Source organism: Streptomyces sp. NPDC056883, assembly GCF_042788835.1.
Taxonomy (GTDB): Bacteria; Actinomycetota; Actinomycetes; order Streptomycetales; family Streptomycetaceae; genus Streptomyces; species Streptomyces stoeckheimensis.
The window spans coordinates 71,137-88,022 of record NZ_JBHUBS010000005.1 but is presented as its reverse complement, the minus strand read 5'-3'; the positions used below and the strand labels follow the sequence as shown (position 1 = coordinate 88,022).

Sequence of the window (16,886 nt, the reverse complement as noted above, 5' to 3'; positions counted from 1 at the left end):
TGCCCCCGCAGAACGCCCCCCGCTGGGACCCCACGACCCAACGCTGGGTCACGGACCCCGACGCCCCCCAACCCCCGGACCAGCCGCCGACCCCTACACCGCCCCCCACCCCACCCCCGGGCTACGCCCCGGGCCCCGTCCCGACGCCGGCACCGGCACCGGCACCGGCTCAGGGCCCTGCGCCCGCCCCGGGCCCGGCGTCCGCCCCGGCGCCGGCTCAGGGCCCTGCGCCCACCCCCGGCCCGGCGTCCGCCCCGGCACCTGCTCCCGGCCCGGCACCCGCGCCCGCTCCGGGCAGCGCCCCGGCCTCGGGCGCAGCTCCGGGCCCGACCACCGCTCCGGGCTACAGCCCTACCCCGGGCCCGACCACCGCTCCGGGCTACGGCCCGGGGGCGGCGCAGGACCCGTACCCCTACCCGTACCCGGCGTATCCGCATCCGCAGCCCGGACAGCCGGTGTACCCCGCACAGCCGCCACCCCCACCACGGGCCGGCGGGCGGTGGCTGACGCCGACCACGGCGGCCGTCGCCGTGGCCGCCCTCGCGATCGGTGCGGCCACCGTGTGGTTCGTGGCGCGGGACACCGGCGAGCAGCCGCCGCAGGCGGGGCCGACGGTTTCCAGCGCCACGCCGAGCGGGGACGGGACGCCGACCCCCTCGGCCACGGCCACCCGCTCCCCGTCGCCGACGGCCAGCGGCAGCGGCAGCCCCACGCCCAGCCCGAGCGCGAGCGACTCCGCGCACGAGACCGTGCGCGACGCCAAGGGGTTCACCGTTGCCGTTCCCGCAGGCTGGCTCCGGGAGGAGGCCGCCGCGGGGGTCTTCTACCGCTCTCCCGACCGCACCGCCCTGGTCCAGATCTTCCAGGTGAGCGAGCCCGAACTGACCCCGCTGGCGGCCGTCCAGGGCGCCTCCACCTACCTGCGCGCCCAGACCACCGGCTACGAGGAGATCCGCGTGGGCCCGGCCCCGGGCGCCCCCGAGGGCGGGGAGCTGGTCTACGAGTACGACAGCGCGGAGTCACACGGCCGGCGCCGCGGCGTGGAACGGGTCTTCGTAGCCGAGGACGGCAAGAAGTGGGCCGTCCTGACGGCCGGCCCGGCACCCGACTGGACGCTCACCCAGTCCCACCACAAAGCCGCCCTGGCCGCCTTCCGCCCCACGGGCGGCTGACGGCCGGGCGCGCGAGGGGTTACTTGTACATCCCCGGGGTGTAGTGCCCCGGGGTCAGGCGGGTGGTGACGCCGATGCGGTTCCAGACGTTGATCGCGGCGATCAGGGCGATCACCTGGGCCAGTTCCTTCTCCTCGAAGTGCTTCGCGGCCCGCTCGTAGACGTCGTCGGGGACGAAGCCGTCGGTCAGGACGGTCACGGCCTCGGTCAGCTCGATCGCGGCGAGCTCCTTCTCCGTGTAGAAGTGCCGCGACTCCTCCCAGGCGCCGAGCAGCAGCAGCCGCTCCACGTCCTCGCCCGCCGCGAGGGCGTCCTTGGAGTGCATGTCGATGCAGAAGGCGCAGTGGTTGATCTGCGAGGCGCGGAGTTTCACGAGCTCGACCAGGGCCGGGTCCAGCCCCTTGGCCGCGGCCGCGTCCAGGGCCACGGCGGCCTTGTAGAACTCCGGGGCGAGCTTCGCGAGCTGCATGCGGGGGGTGTGTTCGGATGCCTTCTCGGTGTCGGTCATGGCATCAGCCTAGGAGCCGGGCGGCCCGCCTATATGGTCCATATCCATGACGGAATCGTGGGCCACTTTCGGTGCCGACCTGCATCTGGAGCCGGTCCCCGGGCGCGGCGTCCGGGCCGGGCTGACCGAGGCGCTGCGCGAGGCCGCGCGCAGCGGGCGGCTGGCCCCGGGGACCCGGCTGCCCTCCTCGCGGTCGCTCGCGGCGGACCTCGGGATCGCCCGGAACACCGTCGCCGAGGCCTACGCCGAGCTCGTCGCCGAAGGCTGGCTGACCGCGCGGCGGGGCTCCGGGACCCGGGTCGCGGAGCGGGCCCGGGTGGGGGCGGGGACGGGGGCCGGAGTACGGCGTTCCGCGGCGGCCGTGCCCGTACGGCGCCCCGTGCGCGCGCAGACCTCGTACAGCCTGAAGCCCGGTTCCCCGGACCTGGGCGGCTTCCCGCGCGCCGCCTGGCTGGCGGCGGCCCGGCGGGCGCTGACCGCGGCCCCGAACGAGGCCTTCGGGTACGCCGACCCGCGCGGCCGGGTGGAACTGCGCGAGGCCCTCGCCGGGTACCTGGCGCGGGCCCGCGGGGTGTACGCCGACCCCGAACGCATCGTGCTGTGCGCGGGCTTCGGCCAGGGCCTGCTGCTGCTCGCGCGGCTGCTGCGGGCGCGGCGGGTCCGGGAGATGGCGGTGGAGGGGTACGGGCTGGACGTGCACCGGGAGCTGCTCACCGGCGCCGGGCTGCGGACGCGGCCGCTGGCCGTGGACGGGGCGGGGGCCCGCACCACCGAGCTGGCCGGTTCGGGCGCGGGGGCGGTGCTGCTGACGCCGGCGCACCAGTTCCCGACGGGCGCCGCGCTGACGCCCGGGCGGCGGGCGGCGGCGGTGGACTGGGCCCGGTCCACGGGCGGGCTGATCCTGGAGGACGACTACGACGGGGAGTTCCGCTACGACCGCCAGCCGGTCGGCGCGCTCCAGGGACTGGACCCGGACCGGGTGGTGTACCTGGGTACGGCGAGCAAGTCCCTGGCGCCGGGGCTGCGGATGGGCTGGATGGTGGTGCCCGGGCCGCTGATGGACGAGGTGCTCGCGGTGAAGGGCCGGACCGACTGGAGCTCCAGCGCGCTGGACCAGCTGACGCTCGCGGAGTTCATCCGGTCGGGGGCGTACGACCGGCACGTGCGGGGGATGCGGCTGCGGTACCGGCGGCGGCGCGATGAGCTGGTGGCGGCGGTGGGGGACCGTGCGGCGGTCTCCGGCATCGCGGCGGGGTTGCACGCGGTGCTGGACCTTCCGCCGGGGGGTGAGCGGGCGGCGCTGCGGTCTGCCGCCTGGCAGGACCTGGGGTTGCTGCCGCTGTCCTTCTTCCGGCATCCGGCTGCGACGATGCCTCCCCGGGAGGCGCTGGTCGTCGGCTTCGGGACGCCGTCCCAGAGCGCGTGGGCGCCCACCTTGGCGGCGCTGGTCGCAGCCCTGCCGTGACGCAGCCCCCGCCGGGACGGGGCCCTGCGGGGGCTGTCCCCTACCCGCCCTTCCGTTCCCCGGGGCTCCGCCCCGGACCCCATGCGTGCGCTGCGCGCCCGCGCCCTCAAACGCCGGGCGGGCTGAAATTGCCCTGCGGGCCATCGGAGGCCGGCCAAAATCCAGCCCCTCCGGCGTTTGAGGAGCGGGGTCTGGGGCGGAGCCCCAGGAGCACCGGGCTGCGCCCGGGCTCCTTCCTCAAGCGCCGGACGGCTGAGATGGCTCCGCCGGTGGTTCGCCGAAGCGGGCCAGGGCCAGGGAGCCGGCCACGGCGACCACGAAGCCTGCGATCGCCAGCCAGGTCAGGCCCTCGCGGGTGCGGTCGCCCAGCCAGGCCACGCCCACCGCCGCCGGGCCGATCGTTTCGCCCAGCACCAGACCGGCCGTCGCCGCCGTCACCGAGCCCCGCGCCAGCGCGGAGGTGAGGAGGAGGAACGCGGCGCCGCCGCCGAGGAGGAGGGCGTAGAACGCCGGGTTGGAGAGGGCGGAGAGCGAGACGTCGTCGATGAGCCGGACCGCCACCTCCACCACCCCGAAGCCCGTCCCGGCGGCCAGACCCAGCGTCAGCGCCCGGCTGCGGTCCGGCAGTCCGCCCGCGACCGCCCCGACCACCAGCACCAGCCCGGCCACCGCCAGCAGCCCCAGCTTCAGCGCGAGCGTGCCCTGGCCCGAGCCCTCTTCCCCGGACGCCAGCCCGAGCATCACCAGCCCCGCGCACACCACCGCGACCGCGCCCCACTCCGTCCCGCTCAGCCGCACCTTCAGCAGCCGCGCCGCGACCACCGCGGTCACCGCGAGGCTGGCGGCGAGGGCCGCGCCCACCGCGTAGATCGGGATGTGCCGCAGGGCGATGATCTGGAGGACGAAGCCGACCGCGTCCAGCCCGAGTCCGGCGAGATAGCGCCACTGACGCAGCGCCCGCAGGAGGAGGGCGGTGTCGACCCCGGAGCCCGTTCCCGGCTCCGCGGCCCGCGCCGCCACCGCCTGCAGGACCGACGCCGTGCCGAAGCAGACCGCCGCACCGAGCGCGCAAATCATCCCAATGAGCACGAACCGACTCTAGGTCACGGATCCCGCGTCGGCCGGATTCCGTCGGCCGGGGCGGCCGTTCTAGTCTGTGCGCAGCCGGCCACCCCAGGGGGAGCGAACAGTCCATGGACAGCAGCAGTAGCAGCAGTAGTAGCGGTAGCAGCAGCGACACCGCGCGCACCGTGCGCCGCATGCGCTCCGGCACGGTCGCCCTCGGCGGCATGGGCCTGCTCGCCGCGGCCCTGGTGGCCTGTGGCAGCAGCAACGAGCCCGACAAGCGCTGCGCGGACCGCGCCACGCTGGAGAAGCTGAACTCCAAGGAGTGCAAGAGCGGCGGCCGCGGCGCGTACTACTACGGCGGCAGCGTCGCGAAGAACAAGGTCAGCGGCGGCAGCTTCGACAAGTCCGCCGTCACCCGCGGCGGCATCGGCGGCAGCCACAAGAGCTCCTCGGGCGGCTGATCCAGGGTGAAGCGCCACACCATCGAGCCCCGCCCCGACTGGCAGAAGACCGTCGAGGAGCAGGGGCTGATCTACCCCCTCACCCGCTACCCCGACGACTCCCTGCGTCCCTACTGGGACGAGAGCGCGTACTACTCCTTCACGCTCCCCGAGGTCGAGGCGCTGGAGAACGTCGTCGAGGAGCTGCACGCCATGTGCCTGGCCGCGGCCCAGCACATCGTCGACCACGACCGCTTCGCCGACCTCGGCATCACCGACCCGAAGCTCGCCGCGCTGATCGCCGAGTCCTGGCGGCGCCGCGCCGAACAGCCCTCGCTCTACGGCCGCTTCGACCTGCGCTACGACGGCACCGGCCCCGCCAAGATGCTGGAGTACAACGCCGACACCCCCACCTCCCTCGTGGAGGCGGCCAGCCCGCAGTGGTTCTGGATGGAGGAGCGCTTCCCCGGCGCCGACCAGTGGAATTCCCTCCACGAGCGGCTCGTCGACGCCTGGCGCCGTCAGGCGGAGCTGCTGCCGGCCGGCCCGGTGCACTTCGCGCACTCCGAGACCGACGAGCTCGGCGAGGACCTGATGACGGTCGCCTACCTCCAGGAGACCGCCGAGCAGGCCGGCATCGACACGCGGGAGCTGTCGGTGGAGCGGATCGGCTGGGACTCCCTGTCCGGCCGGTTCGTGGACGAGAAGCTCGGCTTCATCCGCGCGATCTTCAAGCTCTACCCGTGGGAGTGGCTGGCCACCGACGAGTTCGCCCCGCAGGTCCTCGGCACGTACGACCACGGCGGCGGCTCCGGCACCACCGCCTGGATCGAGCCCCTGTGGAAGATGCTGCTCTCCAACAAGGCGCTGCTGGCGGTCCTGTGGGAGCTCTTCCCGGAGCACCCGAACCTGCTGCCCGCCTACCTGGACGGCCCGCGCGAACTCGCCACGACCACCGGCTACGCGGCGAAGCCGCTGCTGGGCCGCGAGGGCGCGGGCGTCACCCTGCACCCGGTGGGCGGCGAGCCGTTCGCACCGGAGCAGGACGAGACGTACGTCTTCCAGGGCCTCGCCCCGCTGCCCGACTTCGACGGCAACCGGGTGGTGCTCGGCGCGTGGGTGGTCGAGGACGAGGCGGCGGGCCTGGGCATCCGCGAATCGGCGGGGCCGGTCACGGACGAGTACGCCCGCTTCCTGCCCCACGTCATTCTCTGACGGCACAGCATCCTCCAGCCGGGCGGCACCCCCTCCCGGCTATGCGCCGAGGACCGACCTGAGCTGGTCCAGCCCCCAGTCCAGGTCCTCCTTGGAGATCACCAGCGGCGGCGCGATCCGGATCGTCGACCCGTGGGTGTCCTTGACCAGGACTCCGAGCCCCATCAGCTTCTCGGAGATCTCCCGGCCGGTGCCGCGCGCCGGGTCGATGTCGACGCCCGCCCACAGCCCGCGGCCCCGTACGGCGGTCACGGCGCCGCCGCCGACCATCAGGTTCAGCTCCCGGTGCAGGTGGTCGCCGAGCTCGGTGGCACGCTGCTGGTACTCGCCGGTGCGCAGCATCGCGATGACCTCCAGGGCGACGGCGCAGGCCAGCGGGTTGCCGCCGAAGGTGGAGCCGTGCTCGCCCGGCTTGAACACGCCGAGCACGTCGAGGTCGGCCACCACCGCCGACACGGGCACGACCCCGCCGCCCAGCGCCTTGCCGAGGATGTACACGTCGGGTACGACCCCCTCGTGCTCGCACGCGAAGGTCTTGCCGGTGCGGCCCAGGCCCGACTGGATCTCGTCGGCCATGAACAGGACGTTCCGCGCGCGCGTCAGTTCCCGTACGCCCTGCAGGTATCCGGCGGGCGGCACGAGCACGCCGGCCTCGCCCTGGATCGGCTCCAGCAGCACGGCGACGGTGTTGGAGGTGACGGCGTGGGCGAGCGCGGTGAGGTCCCCGTACGGGACGATCTCGAAGCCGGGGGTGTACGGGCCGAAGTGGTCGCGGGCGTCGTGGTCGGTGGAGAACGACACGATGGTCGTCGTGCGGCCGTGGAAGTTGTCGGCCGCCACCACGATCTTGGCGTGGCCGTCCGGTACGCCCTTGACTTCGTACCCCCACTTGCGGGCGGTCTTCACCGCCGTCTCCACGGCCTCCGCGCCGGTGTTCATGGGCAGGACGGCTTCCTTGCCGCACAGCGCCGAGAGCTCGGTACAGAAGTCCGCGAAGCGGTCGTGGTGGAAGGCGCGGGAGGTCAGGGTGACCCGCTCCAGCTGGGCGCGGGCGGCGTCGAGCAGGCGGCGGTTGCCGTGGCCGAAGTTCAGGGCGGAGTACCCCGCGAGCATGTCGAGGTAGCGGCGGCCCTCCACGTCGGTCATCCACGCGCCCTCCGCCGTGGCGACGACGACGGGCAGGGGGTGGTAGTTGTGCGCGCTGTGCGCGTCGGCGGAGCGGATGGCATCAGCAGTTGTCGACACGGGGTCTCCGATCGTCCGTCAAGCCGGTGACGAGGGTGGCGTCACCCTCCATCCTCGCTCGAATGACGGACGGAGAAACCTTTCTTGCGGCGCGCCCGCTAAGGTGTCGGACACGCACGGCGACTGGCGCACGGAGAACCAACTCCGGGGGAGCCGTGCGCGCACGACCGCATACAGGGCCGCTCGCCTGGGCCTCGCGGGGACGAGATCCGACATCGACCCCGGAGGAACCGCCATGAGCGCGAACCACCCCCCGTACCGTCACCCCGCCCTGCTCGCGACCGACCCCGAGCTGGCGTCCTTCGTCGCCGCCGAGGAAACCCTCCAGGCGGAGACCCTCCGCCTCATCCCGAGCGAGAACTACGTCTCCTCGGCCGTGCTGGAGGCCTCCGGCACGGTGCTGCAGAACAAGTACAGCGAGGGCTACCCGGGCCGCCGGTACTACGAGGGCCAGCAGAACATCGACCGCATCGAGGCGCTGGCCGTGGAGCGGGCGAAGGGCCTCTTCGGAGTCGACCACGCCAACGTGCAGCCGTACTCCGGCTCCCCGGCGAACCTGGCCGTGTACCTGGCCTTCGCGAAGCCCGGCGACACGGTGATGGGCATGGCCCTGCCGATGGGCGGGCACCTGACGCACGGGTGGGGGGTCTCGGCGACGGGCTCCTGGTTCCGGGGCGTGCAGTACGGGGTCCAGGCCGACACCGGTCTCATCGACTACGACGCCGTACGGGACCTCGCGCTGGCGGAGCGGCCCAAGCTGATCTTCTGCGGCGGTACGGCGCTCCCGCGCACGATCGACTTCGAGGCGTTCGCGTCGATCGCGAAGGAGGCGGGCTCGGTGCTCGTCGCCGACGTGGCGCACATCGCCGGCCTGATCGCGGGCGGGGCCCACCCGTCCCCGGCGGGTCACGTGGACGTGATCTCGACGACCACCCACAAGACCCTGCGCGGTCCGCGCGGGGCGATGCTGATGTGCCGCGAGGAGCACGCGAAGGCCATCGACAAGGCGGTCTTCCCGGGCCTCCAGGGCGGCCCGCACAACCAGACCACGGCCGGTATCGCGGTGGCGCTCCACGAGGCGGCGCAGCCCTCGTTCGTGTCGTACGCGCACGCGGTCGTGGCCAATGCGAAGGCGCTGGCGGCGGCTCTGCTGGAGCGGGGCTTCGACCTGGTCTCGGGCGGTACGGACAACCACCTGATCCTGATCGACCTGACGGGGAAGTCGGTGTCCGGCAAGATCGCGGCGAAGGCGCTGGACCGGGCCGGGATCGTCGTGAACTACAACACGGTGCCGTTCGACCCGCGCAAGCCGTTCGACCCGTCGGGGATCCGGATCGGTACGCCGTCGCTGACCTCGCGGGGGCTTGGGGTCGAGCACATGCCGGTGGTCGCCGGCTGGATCGAGGGGGCCGTCTCCGCCGCCGCCAAGGGTGACGAGGCCGCCCTCGGTGCGATCCGCGCCGAGGTCGCCGCCCTCATGGCCGCCTTCCCGGCCCCGGGCCTCCCGCTGGCCTGACCCGTCCCGGGTGGGGTCTGGTCCCTGCGGGGCTGTCCCCTACCCGCCCTTCCACCGTTCCCCGGGCGCTGCCCGGACCCGCGCCTCAAACGCCGGCGGGGCTGGGTGCATCCCCGGGCTGCGCCCGGACCCCTCCTGGGGCTCCGCCCCAGACCCCGCGCCTCAAACGCCGGCGGGGCTGGAATTGCCCTCGGGGCAATCCAGCCCCGGTCGGGCAGATCCGGTCCCGCCGGGCACATCCCGCCCCTCCGGCGGAAATCCAGCCCCTCCGGCGTTTGAGGAGCGGGGGTCCGGGGGCTGGCCCCCGGGAACGGCTCCGCGCCGGCACGCCCGCGTCGGGCACATCCAGCCCCGCCGGCGTTTGAGGCGCGGGGGTGGGCGGCGCCCACGGAGGCTCGCGCAGCGGCACACGCCCTGACCTCGGCTAAAAGCGGTCGCTCGGCCGAGGCAAGATCCGGACGGGGCGCTACCGCCGGGTACCCGGGCGGGGGGCGGGCAGGGCCCGGGGGACCCGCCGGGTTCCGGCCAGTGGCGGGGCCGAGCCCGGTGTCACACCTGAGAGAATGGAGCCATGGCTTCTGATCGTCCTCGCGCGCTCTCCGGCATCCAGCCCACCTCCGGTTCGTTCCACCTCGGGAACTACCTCGGAGCCATCCGGCAGTACGTCGCCCTCCAGGAGACGCACGACGCCTTCTACATGGTCGTCGACCTGCACGCGATCACCATGCCGCAGGATCCGAAGGATCTGCGCGCCAATACCCGGCTGTCCGCCGCACAGCTCCTCGCCGCCGGTCTCGACCCCGAGCGCTGCACGCTCTTCATCCAGAGCCACGTGCCCGAGCACGCGCAGCTCGGCTGGGTCATGAACTGCATCACCGGTTTCGGCGAGGCCAGCCGGATGACCCAGTTCAAGGACAAGTCCGCGAAGAGCGGCGCCAACAACGCCACCGTCGGCCTGTTCACGTACCCGATCCTCCAGGTCGCCGACATCCTGCTCTACCAGGCGAACTCCGTCCCCGTCGGCGAGGACCAGCGTCAGCACATCGAGCTGACCCGGGACCTGGCCGAGCGCTTCAACCAGCGCTTCGGGCAGACCTTCACCCTCCCCGCCGCGCACATCGTCAAGGAGGTCGCGAAGATCTACGACCTCCAGGACCCGGCGATCAAGATGTCGAAGTCGGCGTCTTCCCCCAAGGGCCTGATCAACCTCCTCGACGAGCCCAAGGCCACCGAGAAGAAGATCAAGAGCGCGGTCACCGACACCGAGGCCGTGGTCCGGTTCGACGCCGAGAACAAGCCCGGCGTCAGCAACCTGCTCACGATCTACTCCACTCTCACGGGGGAGTCGATCCCCGCCCTGGAGGCCGCGTACGAGGGCAAGGGCTACGGTGCGCTCAAGACCGACCTCGCCGGCGTGATGGTCGATTTCGTCACACCCTTCAAGCAGCGCACCCAGGCGTACCTGGACGACCCGGAAACCCTGGATTCCCTGCTGGCCAAGGGCGCGGAGAAGGCCAGGGCGGTCGCCGCCGAGACCCTGGCGCAGGCCTACGACCACCTCGGTTTCCTGCCCGCGAAGCACTGACGGGCACGCAAGAGAAAGAGGGCCCTGGCGATCTGGGGGGTGCTGCCGCCACACTGGGGCGGCAGCACTCGTGCGACGCACACGCGGCGCACAGACCACGCACAGGACTACAGGCGGAGGAGAGCTACGTGGGGACCGTAACGCTCGGCGTTTCGATCGCGGTCCCGGAGCCGTACGGCAGCAGCCTTCAGGAGCTGCGAGCCGGCTTCGGGGACGCTGCCGCGCACGGCATTCCCACGCACGTCACCCTCGTACCGCCGACGGAGGTGGCCGCGGACCGGCTCGCCGAGATCCGCGCCCACCTGGCCGAGGTCGCGGCCGCCGGCCGCCCCTTCGTGATGCGGCTGGAGGGGACCGGGACCTTCCGGCCGCTCTCCCCGGTGGTCTTCGTCAAGGTCGTCGAGGGCGGCACCGGCTGCACCCGGCTCCAGGGCCAGGTCCGCGACCCGGACGGGCCGCTCAGCCGGGAGCTCTCGTTCCCGTACCACCCGCACGTCACGGTCGCCCACGGGATCTCCGAGGAGGCGATGGACCTGGCGTTCGGCACCCTCGCCGACTACGCGGCGGAGTGGGTCTGCTCCGGGTTCGCCCTCTACGAGCAGGGCTCGGACGGGGTCTGGCGCAAGCTGCGGGAATACCCGTTCGGCAACGGGGCAAGCGGTGGAGCGAGCGGTGTGCCGGCGCAGCTCGGCTCGGCGACGGACAACAGTGCGGCGGCTGCCGCGGGCGAGGCGACCGTACGCCGTTCCTGACGCAGGAACCGGAACCGGAAACCGATCCTTCGCAGGACCAGGGCATGGAACGGCCGAGCCGTCGGGCGAAAAGTCACAATCGACGACCGTAGTCCCCAAAAGCGGCAATCCCGGCTATTTACGACAGCTCATTTACGGTGACCGTATGGACTGGCTGACGAAACTCCCGCTGATCGGGCCCCTGGTGTCCGCCCTGATGCGGACCCACCTGTGGCGTTCGTACCAGCGGCTCGACCGCGTGCACTGGAGCCGGCTCGCCGCCGCCATCACCTTCATCAGCTTCCTGGCCCTCTTCCCGCTGATCACCGTGGCCGCCGCGATCGGCGCCGGACTGCTCACCCAGGACCAGCTCGACAAGCTCCAGAAGAACCTCGCCGAGCAGGTCCCCGGCATCTCCGAGCAGCTCGACATCAACGCCCTCGTCGCGAACGCCAGCACGGTCGGCCTGATCGCCGCGGCCGTCCTGCTCTTCACCGGCATCGGCTGGGTCGGCTCGATGCGGGACTGCCTGCGTGCGGTGTGGGAGAAGGACGACGAGGACCAGGGGAACCCCTTCGTCCGCAAGGGCAAGGACGCGCTCGTCCTCATCGGCCTCGGCGGCGTCGGCCTGGCCTCGGCCGCCGCCTCGATCTTCGGCTCCAGCGCGGTCGGCAAGGCCGGGGACTGGCTGCACGTCCCGCGCGACGGCGCGGGCGGCGGCCTGCTGCGGGGCGGGGCCTTCCTCGTCGGGGTGCTGGCCGCCTTCCTGCTCCTGCTCTACGTCCTGACCCTGCTCCCGGGCGTCGAACCGCCCCGCCGCCGCCTGATCGAGGCGGCCCTCCTCGGCGCGGCCGGCTTCGAGCTGCTGAAGCTGCTGCTCAGCGGCTACATGCGGGAGGTCGCCACGAAGAGCATGTACGGGGCCTTCGGCGTGCCGATCGCGCTGCTGATCTGGATCAACCTCACGGCGAAGCTGCTGCTCTTCTGCGCGGCCTGGACCGCGAGCCGCGACGATGCCGACGGGGACGGCGTGGAGGACCCGGAGCCGGCCCCGGCCGCTACACCTGGCCGCGAGCCCGGCGGCCGCGCCCCCGCGGCCAGCGCCGGTTGACCGCGTAGGCCCCGCCGGCCACCACGGCCAGTACCCCGCCCGCCACGCCGAAGGCCGTACCGATCCCGCCGCCGGAGCCCGCACCGGACGCCGACGGGTTGTTCTCGTGGGACTGGGCCGGGGAGCCGTGGGAGGTGGTGTCCGCGCTCTTCGGCGGTACCAGCTCGCCCACCGGCTTGACCTTCCCGCTCGCCGCGAACCCCCAGTCGAGCAGGTCGGCGGTCTCCTCGTACACGGAGTTCGCGCCCCCGGTGCCCGGGTTCATCACCGTGACCAGCAGCTTCTTGTCGCCGCGCTGGGCGGCGCCGGTGAAGGTGGAGCCGGCCATCGTGGTGTTGCCGTTCTTCACCCCGGCGATCCCCTTGTAGGGGGAGAGGCCGCCGGCCCCGGTCATCAGCCGGTTGGTGTTCTGGATCTCGAAGGTCTCGCGCGGCTTGCCCGGCTCCTGCCGGCCGGGGAACTTCGCGCTGGCCGTGCCGCAGTACTCCCGGAAGTCCTGCTTCTGCAGACCGGAACGGGCGATGAGGGTGAGGTCGTAGGCGCTGGAGACCTGGCCCGGAGCGTCGTAGCCGTCGGGGGACACCACGTGCGTGTCCAGGGCCTGGAGCTCCTCGGCGTGCGCCTGCATGTCCTTGACGGTCTTCTCGACGCCGCCGTTCATGGCCGAAAGTACGTGCACGGCGTCGTTCCCGGAGCGCAGGAACACCCCGAGCCACAGGTCGTGGACGCTGTATTCGGCGTCCTCCTTGATGCCCACGAGGCTGGAGCCGGAACCGACCCCGTCCAGTTCCTGGTCGGTCACCTTGTGGACCTGGTCCTTGGGCAGACCCGGCAGCACGGTGTCGGCGAAGAGCATCTTCATCGTCGAGGCCGGGGGGAGCCGCCAGTGCGCGTTGTGCGCGGCGAGGACCTCGCCGGTCTCGGCGTCGGCCACGATCCACGAACGCCCCGTCAGGTTCGCCGGCAGCGCGGGCGCGCCGGGCAGCAGGTTGACCTGCGTACCGGGCTGCCCGAGGGACGCGCCGCCGACCGTGGACATCGAGGCGGGTGGCGCGGGCGCCTTGGGGGGCTGCCCCTTCCCGTCCGCCGGCGGCGTCGGCGTGGGCGCGGCGAAGGCGGCCGGAGCCAGCAGTGCCGGGACCAGCAGGGCGGGAAGTGCGGCGGAAAGGACCGTCAACGCGGTCTTCTTGGCAGACACGCAGGTGAAAGTACATCCCGATGCTGTGCTTAGCGTCATGGATCGGCCAACCCGCCGCAACCACCGCCGGGACAGCCCACCCCGGCGCGTCCGTCCTGGGGACGAAACCGATACTGAGTTCATGAGACTCAGCCGCGCCGCTTCCTGGTTCCTGCTCGCCTTCGGGGTGTGGAGCTGGTTCATCTGGGTGTCTTTCGTCCGGAACCTGTGGAAGGACGGCAGCGGTCTGGCCTTCGACGCCGCGGGGGACCCGACCGCGTACTTCTGGGTCCACCTTCTCCTGGCGGTGGCGTCCTTTCTCCTGGGGACGGCCGTCGGAGTGATCGGGTTGCGCGGGGTGCGGGCTCTGCGGCGTGAATCACGTACGGAGGCGGGCGCATGACGATCGTCCTCGTCGCGGCCGTGGCCCTGCTGGTCCTGGCCCTCCTGGTGCTGGTGCACCGCTGGCTCTGGATCCGCCTGGTCCGCGACACCACCGCCCCCGGCGGCGCGATCCGCCGCACGGGCACCGTCCTGGCCTTCGCGCTCCCGCTCCTGTCCGTGGCCGCCCTCGTCGGGGGCCGCGCGGGAGCCCCCTTCTGGCTGGAGCGCACGGTCGCCTGGCCGGGCTACATGTGGCTGGCCGTCCTCATGTACCTCTCCCTGGCCATGCTGGTGGCCGAGCCCGTCCGCGCGGTGTGGCTCCGCCGGTCGAACGCAGCCACCGAGCCGGCAGACCCGCGCGTCCCCGCGGGTGACGACGCGCCGGTGCCCGGGGCGCAGCCCCAGGACATCCCCGCCGCCGCAGGCGCGGACCCCACGGGGGCCGGGGCGCAGCCCCGCCATGCGGCCGCGGCCACTTCGGGGTCTGGGGCGGAGCCCCAGTTTCGGGAAGGGGCGGGGAGGGGAACTGCGCCGCAGGCCACGCTCGCAGCCACCGCCGAGCCCACGGCCACCGCCGAGCCCACGGCCACCGCCGGACTCGCGGCCCCCGCCGGGCAGCACGCCACGGCGGTCGGCCCGGCGGCGGCCGACTCCGCGCAGCCCACCCCGGCGGAGGCCACCCCCACCCCGTCCAGCCTGAGCCGCAGGCGCTTCGCGCGGATCGTGGCCGGCACGGCCGCCGCCGCAGCAGCCGGCACCGTCGGATACGGCACGTACGGAGTCCTCCGCGGCCCCCGCGTGAAGCGGGTCCAGGTCCCCCTGGCGAAGCTCCCCCGCGCGGCCCACGGCTTCCGCATCGCCGTCGTCAGCGACATCCACCTCGGCCCGATCCTGGGCCGCGCCCACACCACCCGCATCGTCGACACGATCAACCGCACGCAGCCCGACCTCATCGCCGTCGTCGGCGACCTCGTCGACGGCAGCGTCCACGACCTCGGCCCCGCCGCCGAGCCGCTCCGCGGCCTCCGCTCGCGCCACGGCTCGTACTTCGTCACCGGCAACCACGAGTACTTCTCCGGGGCCCAGCAGTGGGTCGACCACGTCCGCGAGCTCGGCCTCACCCCGCTGGAGAACGCCCGCCGCGAGCTCCCGTACTTCGACCTCGCCGGGGTCAACGACATCGCGGGCGAGAGCGAGGGCCACGGCCCGGACTTCCAGGCGGCCCTGGGCGACCGGGACCGCGCCCGCACCGCCGTGCTCCTCGCCCACCAGCCGGTGGTCATCGACGACGCCGTCCGGTACGGGGCGGACCTCCAGCTCTCCGGCCACACCCACGGAGGGCAGCTCTGGCCCGGCGAGTACGTCGCCGAGCTCGCCAACCCCACCGTCGCCGGGCTGGAGCGCTACGGCGACACCCAGCTGTACGTCTCGCGCGGCGCGGGCGCCTGGGGGCCGCCGGTCCGGGTCGGCGCGCCGTCGGACATCACAGTCGTCGAACTCGCCTCATATCAGGCCTGAACCACCCGAACCTTCAACGCCACGCCGCAAATCGGCCTTCCCGAGGCTGAAATTCCGTGATGGGATGTGACCGATAATCGGATAACTGGTCGCTCGCTGCGGTGCGCGTCCACGTGGGGTGGAGTCAAGGATGTTGCGGTCTGTCCGCTCGAAAGTCATCGCGGCCGGGCTGGTCCTCGGCGTGGCCGGCGTCGCCACCTGGCAGCTGCTGCCGCAGGCCGCCGGCGGCGGGGAGCCGATCCGCGTCGGCACGAGCGACGTGGTCTCCTCCCTCGACCCCGCAGGGGCGTACGACGCGGGCTCCTGGGCCCTGTTCAGCAACGTCTACCAGTCGCTGCTGACCATCAAGCCCGGTGCCGACACCCCGGTGCCCGACGCGGCCTCCGCCTGCAACTTCGTCGGCGACAAGCTCACCACGTACCAGTGCGAGCTGCGCCCCGACGTGAAGTTCTCCTCCGGCCGCGCGATCACCGCCGAGGACGTCAAGTTCTCCTTCGACCGGATCAAGGCGATCAACTCCGACCAGGGACCGGCGCCGCTGTTCAACACCCTGGAGTCGGTCAAGGCCGAGGGCCGCACCGTCACCTTCAGCCTCTCCGCCGGGGACGCCACCTTCCCGTTCAAGATCGCGACGGGCGCCGCCTCGATCGTGGACAAGGACAAGTACCCGGCCAAGGCCCTGCGCGAGGGGGACGAGGTCGACGGCTCCGGCCCCTTCACCCTCGACGGTTACACGGCCGGCGCGAGCGCCGAGCTCAAGCCCAACACCTCGTACAAGGGCCAGGGCAAGGTCTCCAAGAGCCCGGTCACCGTGAAGTACTTCAAGGACTCCGCGCAGCTGGAGCAGGCCTGGACCGGCCACGGGATCGAGGTCGCCCACCGCGACATGCCCCCGGCGGTCCTGGCGGACCTGAACCCGGGCCTGGAGGACACCCGCTACCAGGCCTCGGGCGGTACGGAGATCCGCAGCATGGTCTTCAACCTCCGCCCCGGCTCCCCGGTGGCCCAGCCCGCCGTCCGCCAGGCCGTCGCCGCGGTCGTGGACCGGGCCAAGGTCGCGACCGAGGTCTACAAGGGCACCGTCACCCCGCTCTACTCGCTCGTCCCGGCGGGCATCGCCGCCCACAGCACGCCGTTCTTCGACGCCTGGCCCTCGCCGAACGGGCTCACCGCGAAGAAGCTGCTCAAGGACGCCGGAGTCACCACCCCGGTCGCGATCACCCTCGGGGTCAACGTGCGCGGCGCGAGCGTCGCGGAGGCCGAGGAGCTGAAGGCGCAGCTGGAGTCCACCGGCCTCTTCCAGCTGACCATCGAGCCGGTCGAGAAGTGGAGCGACTTCCAGAAGGCCTACGCGGCGGGCAAGTTCGACGCCTACACCATCGGCTGGATCGCCGACTTCCCGGACGCGGACAACTTCCTCGCCCCGCTCGTCGGAGCCGACAACTCCATGAACAGCGGCTACTCCGACAAGGCCGTCGACGACCTCATCACCCGCACCCAGTCCTTCTCGGACCGCGGCGCCGCCGCCAACGACTTCCGCGACCTGCAGAAGCTGGTCGCGCAGCAGGTCCCGATGCTGCCGATCTGGCAGAAGAAGGACTACGTGATGTCGCGCGAGGCCGTCGCGGGCGCCCAGTACCTCTCGGACGGCACCGGCGTGTGGCGGCTGTGGGAGCTCAGCTGGCTGTAGGACCCGCAGCCGGGCCCTCCCGAGGGCCCGCGCCGGGCCCACGGCCGGGTCCTCCTACGGA

16 protein-coding genes and 1 riboswitch are annotated in these 16,886 nt (G+C 72.8%); of the genes, 11 read left to right on the top strand and 5 right to left on the bottom strand.

What is annotated here, in order from left to right:
- Positions 1 to 412: 412 nt before the first annotated feature.
- On the bottom strand, positions 413 to 763 hold the full coding sequence (locus ACFRU2_RS15025; protein WP_382972034.1) for a hypothetical protein: 351 nt from the start codon (positions 761 to 763) through the stop codon (positions 413 to 415).
- Between ACFRU2_RS15025 and ACFRU2_RS15020 the strand changes: the two genes are divergently transcribed.
- Positions 750 to 1,172 (top strand): hypothetical protein, encoded by a 423-nt coding sequence (locus ACFRU2_RS15020; RefSeq protein WP_382972032.1) that lies wholly within the window; start codon positions 750 to 752, stop codon positions 1,170 to 1,172. The two genes, ACFRU2_RS15025 and ACFRU2_RS15020, sit on opposite strands and share 14 nt — an antisense overlap.
- A gap of 19 nt (positions 1,173 to 1,191) precedes the next feature.
- Here the strand turns inward: ACFRU2_RS15020 and ACFRU2_RS15015 are convergent, their stop codons facing one another.
- Positions 1,192 to 1,680 (bottom strand): carboxymuconolactone decarboxylase family protein, encoded by a 489-nt coding sequence (locus tag ACFRU2_RS15015; RefSeq protein ID WP_382972030.1) that lies wholly within the window; start codon positions 1,678 to 1,680, stop codon positions 1,192 to 1,194.
- Between the two features lie 46 nt (positions 1,681 to 1,726).
- On the opposite strand from ACFRU2_RS15015, the gene ACFRU2_RS15010 reads away from it, so the two are divergent.
- A complete protein-coding gene (locus tag ACFRU2_RS15010; protein ID WP_382972028.1) occupies positions 1,727 to 3,145 on the top strand; it encodes a PLP-dependent aminotransferase family protein in 1,419 nt (472 codons plus the stop codon).
- A 237-nt stretch (positions 3,146 to 3,382) separates the two neighbouring features.
- Here ACFRU2_RS15010 and ACFRU2_RS15005 read toward each other — a convergent pair whose 3' ends face one another.
- Positions 3,383 to 4,222 carry a hypothetical protein gene (locus tag ACFRU2_RS15005; protein ID WP_382972555.1) on the bottom strand — a complete coding sequence of 280 codons (840 nt, stop codon included), beginning with the start codon at positions 4,220 to 4,222 and terminating at the stop codon, positions 3,383 to 3,385.
- A gap of 116 nt (positions 4,223 to 4,338) precedes the next feature.
- Here ACFRU2_RS15005 and ACFRU2_RS15000 point away from each other — a divergent pair, with 116 nt between their 5' ends.
- Both ACFRU2_RS15000 and ACFRU2_RS14995 read left to right on the top strand, forming a co-directional pair.
- The gene (locus ACFRU2_RS15000; RefSeq protein WP_382972026.1) at positions 4,339 to 4,674 is read left to right on the top strand and encodes a hypothetical protein; all 336 of its coding nucleotides are present in this window, start codon (positions 4,339 to 4,341) and stop codon (positions 4,672 to 4,674) included.
- Between the two features lie 6 nt (positions 4,675 to 4,680).
- The gene (locus ACFRU2_RS14995; protein WP_382972024.1) at positions 4,681 to 5,868 is read left to right on the top strand and encodes a glutathionylspermidine synthase family protein; all 1,188 of its coding nucleotides are present in this window, start codon (positions 4,681 to 4,683) and stop codon (positions 5,866 to 5,868) included.
- A 39-nt stretch (positions 5,869 to 5,907) separates the two neighbouring features.
- Here ACFRU2_RS14995 and rocD read toward each other — a convergent pair whose 3' ends face one another.
- On the bottom strand, positions 5,908 to 7,113 hold the full coding sequence (rocD, locus tag ACFRU2_RS14990; protein WP_382972022.1) for an ornithine--oxo-acid transaminase: 1,206 nt from the start codon (positions 7,111 to 7,113) through the stop codon (positions 5,908 to 5,910).
- 109 nt (positions 7,114 to 7,222) lie between these two features.
- A riboswitch (ZMP/ZTP riboswitch) is annotated at positions 7,223 to 7,313 on the top strand.
- 35 nt (positions 7,314 to 7,348) lie between these two features.
- Here rocD and glyA point away from each other — a divergent pair.
- The 4 genes from glyA to ACFRU2_RS14970 all read left to right on the top strand — a co-directional run bounded on the left by glyA (position 7,349) and on the right by ACFRU2_RS14970 (position 12,056).
- Positions 7,349 to 8,629 (top strand): serine hydroxymethyltransferase, encoded by a 1,281-nt coding sequence (gene glyA / locus ACFRU2_RS14985; protein ID WP_382972020.1) that lies wholly within the window; start codon positions 7,349 to 7,351, stop codon positions 8,627 to 8,629.
- A gap of 571 nt (positions 8,630 to 9,200) precedes the next feature.
- The gene (gene trpS, locus ACFRU2_RS14980) at positions 9,201 to 10,214 is read left to right on the top strand and encodes a tryptophan--tRNA ligase (RefSeq protein WP_382972018.1); all 1,014 of its coding nucleotides are present in this window, start codon (positions 9,201 to 9,203) and stop codon (positions 10,212 to 10,214) included.
- Between the two features lie 128 nt (positions 10,215 to 10,342).
- Positions 10,343 to 10,966, top strand: a complete 624-nt coding sequence (locus ACFRU2_RS14975) for a 2'-5' RNA ligase family protein (RefSeq protein ID WP_382972016.1) — start codon at positions 10,343 to 10,345, stop codon at positions 10,964 to 10,966.
- 145 nt (positions 10,967 to 11,111) lie between these two features.
- Positions 11,112 to 12,056 (top strand): YihY/virulence factor BrkB family protein, encoded by a 945-nt coding sequence (locus ACFRU2_RS14970; protein ID WP_382972014.1) that lies wholly within the window; start codon positions 11,112 to 11,114, stop codon positions 12,054 to 12,056.
- On the opposite strand, the gene ACFRU2_RS14965 is transcribed toward ACFRU2_RS14970, so the two are convergent.
- The gene (locus ACFRU2_RS14965) at positions 12,004 to 13,254 is read right to left on the bottom strand and encodes a D-alanyl-D-alanine carboxypeptidase family protein (protein WP_250744047.1); all 1,251 of its coding nucleotides are present in this window, start codon (positions 13,252 to 13,254) and stop codon (positions 12,004 to 12,006) included. The genes ACFRU2_RS14970 and ACFRU2_RS14965 overlap by 53 nt on opposite strands.
- Before the next feature lie 121 nt (positions 13,255 to 13,375).
- Between ACFRU2_RS14965 and ACFRU2_RS14960 the strand changes: the two genes are divergently transcribed.
- The 3 genes from ACFRU2_RS14960 (at position 13,376) to ACFRU2_RS14950 (ending at position 16,825) form a co-directional block, all read left to right on the top strand.
- Positions 13,376 to 13,636: an SCO4848 family membrane protein gene (locus ACFRU2_RS14960; protein WP_250744046.1), complete on the top strand. Its 261-nt coding sequence runs from the start codon at positions 13,376 to 13,378 to the stop codon at positions 13,634 to 13,636.
- Positions 13,633 to 15,135, top strand: coding sequence for a metallophosphoesterase (locus tag ACFRU2_RS14955; protein WP_382972012.1), 1,503 nt, complete (start codon positions 13,633 to 13,635; stop codon positions 15,133 to 15,135). The genes ACFRU2_RS14960 and ACFRU2_RS14955 overlap by 4 nt, the downstream gene beginning before the upstream one ends.
- Before the next feature lie 133 nt (positions 15,136 to 15,268).
- Complete coding sequence (locus ACFRU2_RS14950; protein WP_382972553.1) at positions 15,269 to 16,825, top strand: ABC transporter substrate-binding protein; 1,557 nt, start codon at positions 15,269 to 15,271, stop codon at positions 16,823 to 16,825.
- Positions 16,826 to 16,886: the final 61 nt, after the last annotated feature.

Bases quoted from the DNA above. Each gene is read 5' to 3' on its own strand.
- ACFRU2_RS15015 (WP_382972030.1), bottom strand. From the start codon at position 1,680: ATGACCGACACCGAGAAGGCATCCGAACACACCCCCCGCATGCAGCTC.
- ACFRU2_RS15010 (WP_382972028.1), top strand. From the start codon at position 1,727: ATGACGGAATCGTGGGCCACTTTCGGTGCCGACCTGCATCTGGAGCCG.
- ACFRU2_RS15005 (WP_382972555.1), bottom strand. From the start codon at position 4,222: ATGATTTGCGCGCTCGGTGCGGCGGTCTGCTTCGGCACGGCGTCGGTC.
- ACFRU2_RS15000 (WP_382972026.1), top strand. From the start codon at position 4,339: ATGGACAGCAGCAGTAGCAGCAGTAGTAGCGGTAGCAGCAGCGACACC.
- glyA (WP_382972020.1), top strand. From the start codon at position 7,349: ATGAGCGCGAACCACCCCCCGTACCGTCACCCCGCCCTGCTCGCGACC.
- trpS (WP_382972018.1), top strand. From the start codon at position 9,201: ATGGCTTCTGATCGTCCTCGCGCGCTCTCCGGCATCCAGCCCACCTCC.
- ACFRU2_RS14970 (WP_382972014.1), top strand. From the start codon at position 11,112: ATGGACTGGCTGACGAAACTCCCGCTGATCGGGCCCCTGGTGTCCGCC.
- ACFRU2_RS14960 (WP_250744046.1), top strand. From the start codon at position 13,376: ATGAGACTCAGCCGCGCCGCTTCCTGGTTCCTGCTCGCCTTCGGGGTG.
- ACFRU2_RS14955 (WP_382972012.1), top strand. From the start codon at position 13,633: ATGACGATCGTCCTCGTCGCGGCCGTGGCCCTGCTGGTCCTGGCCCTC.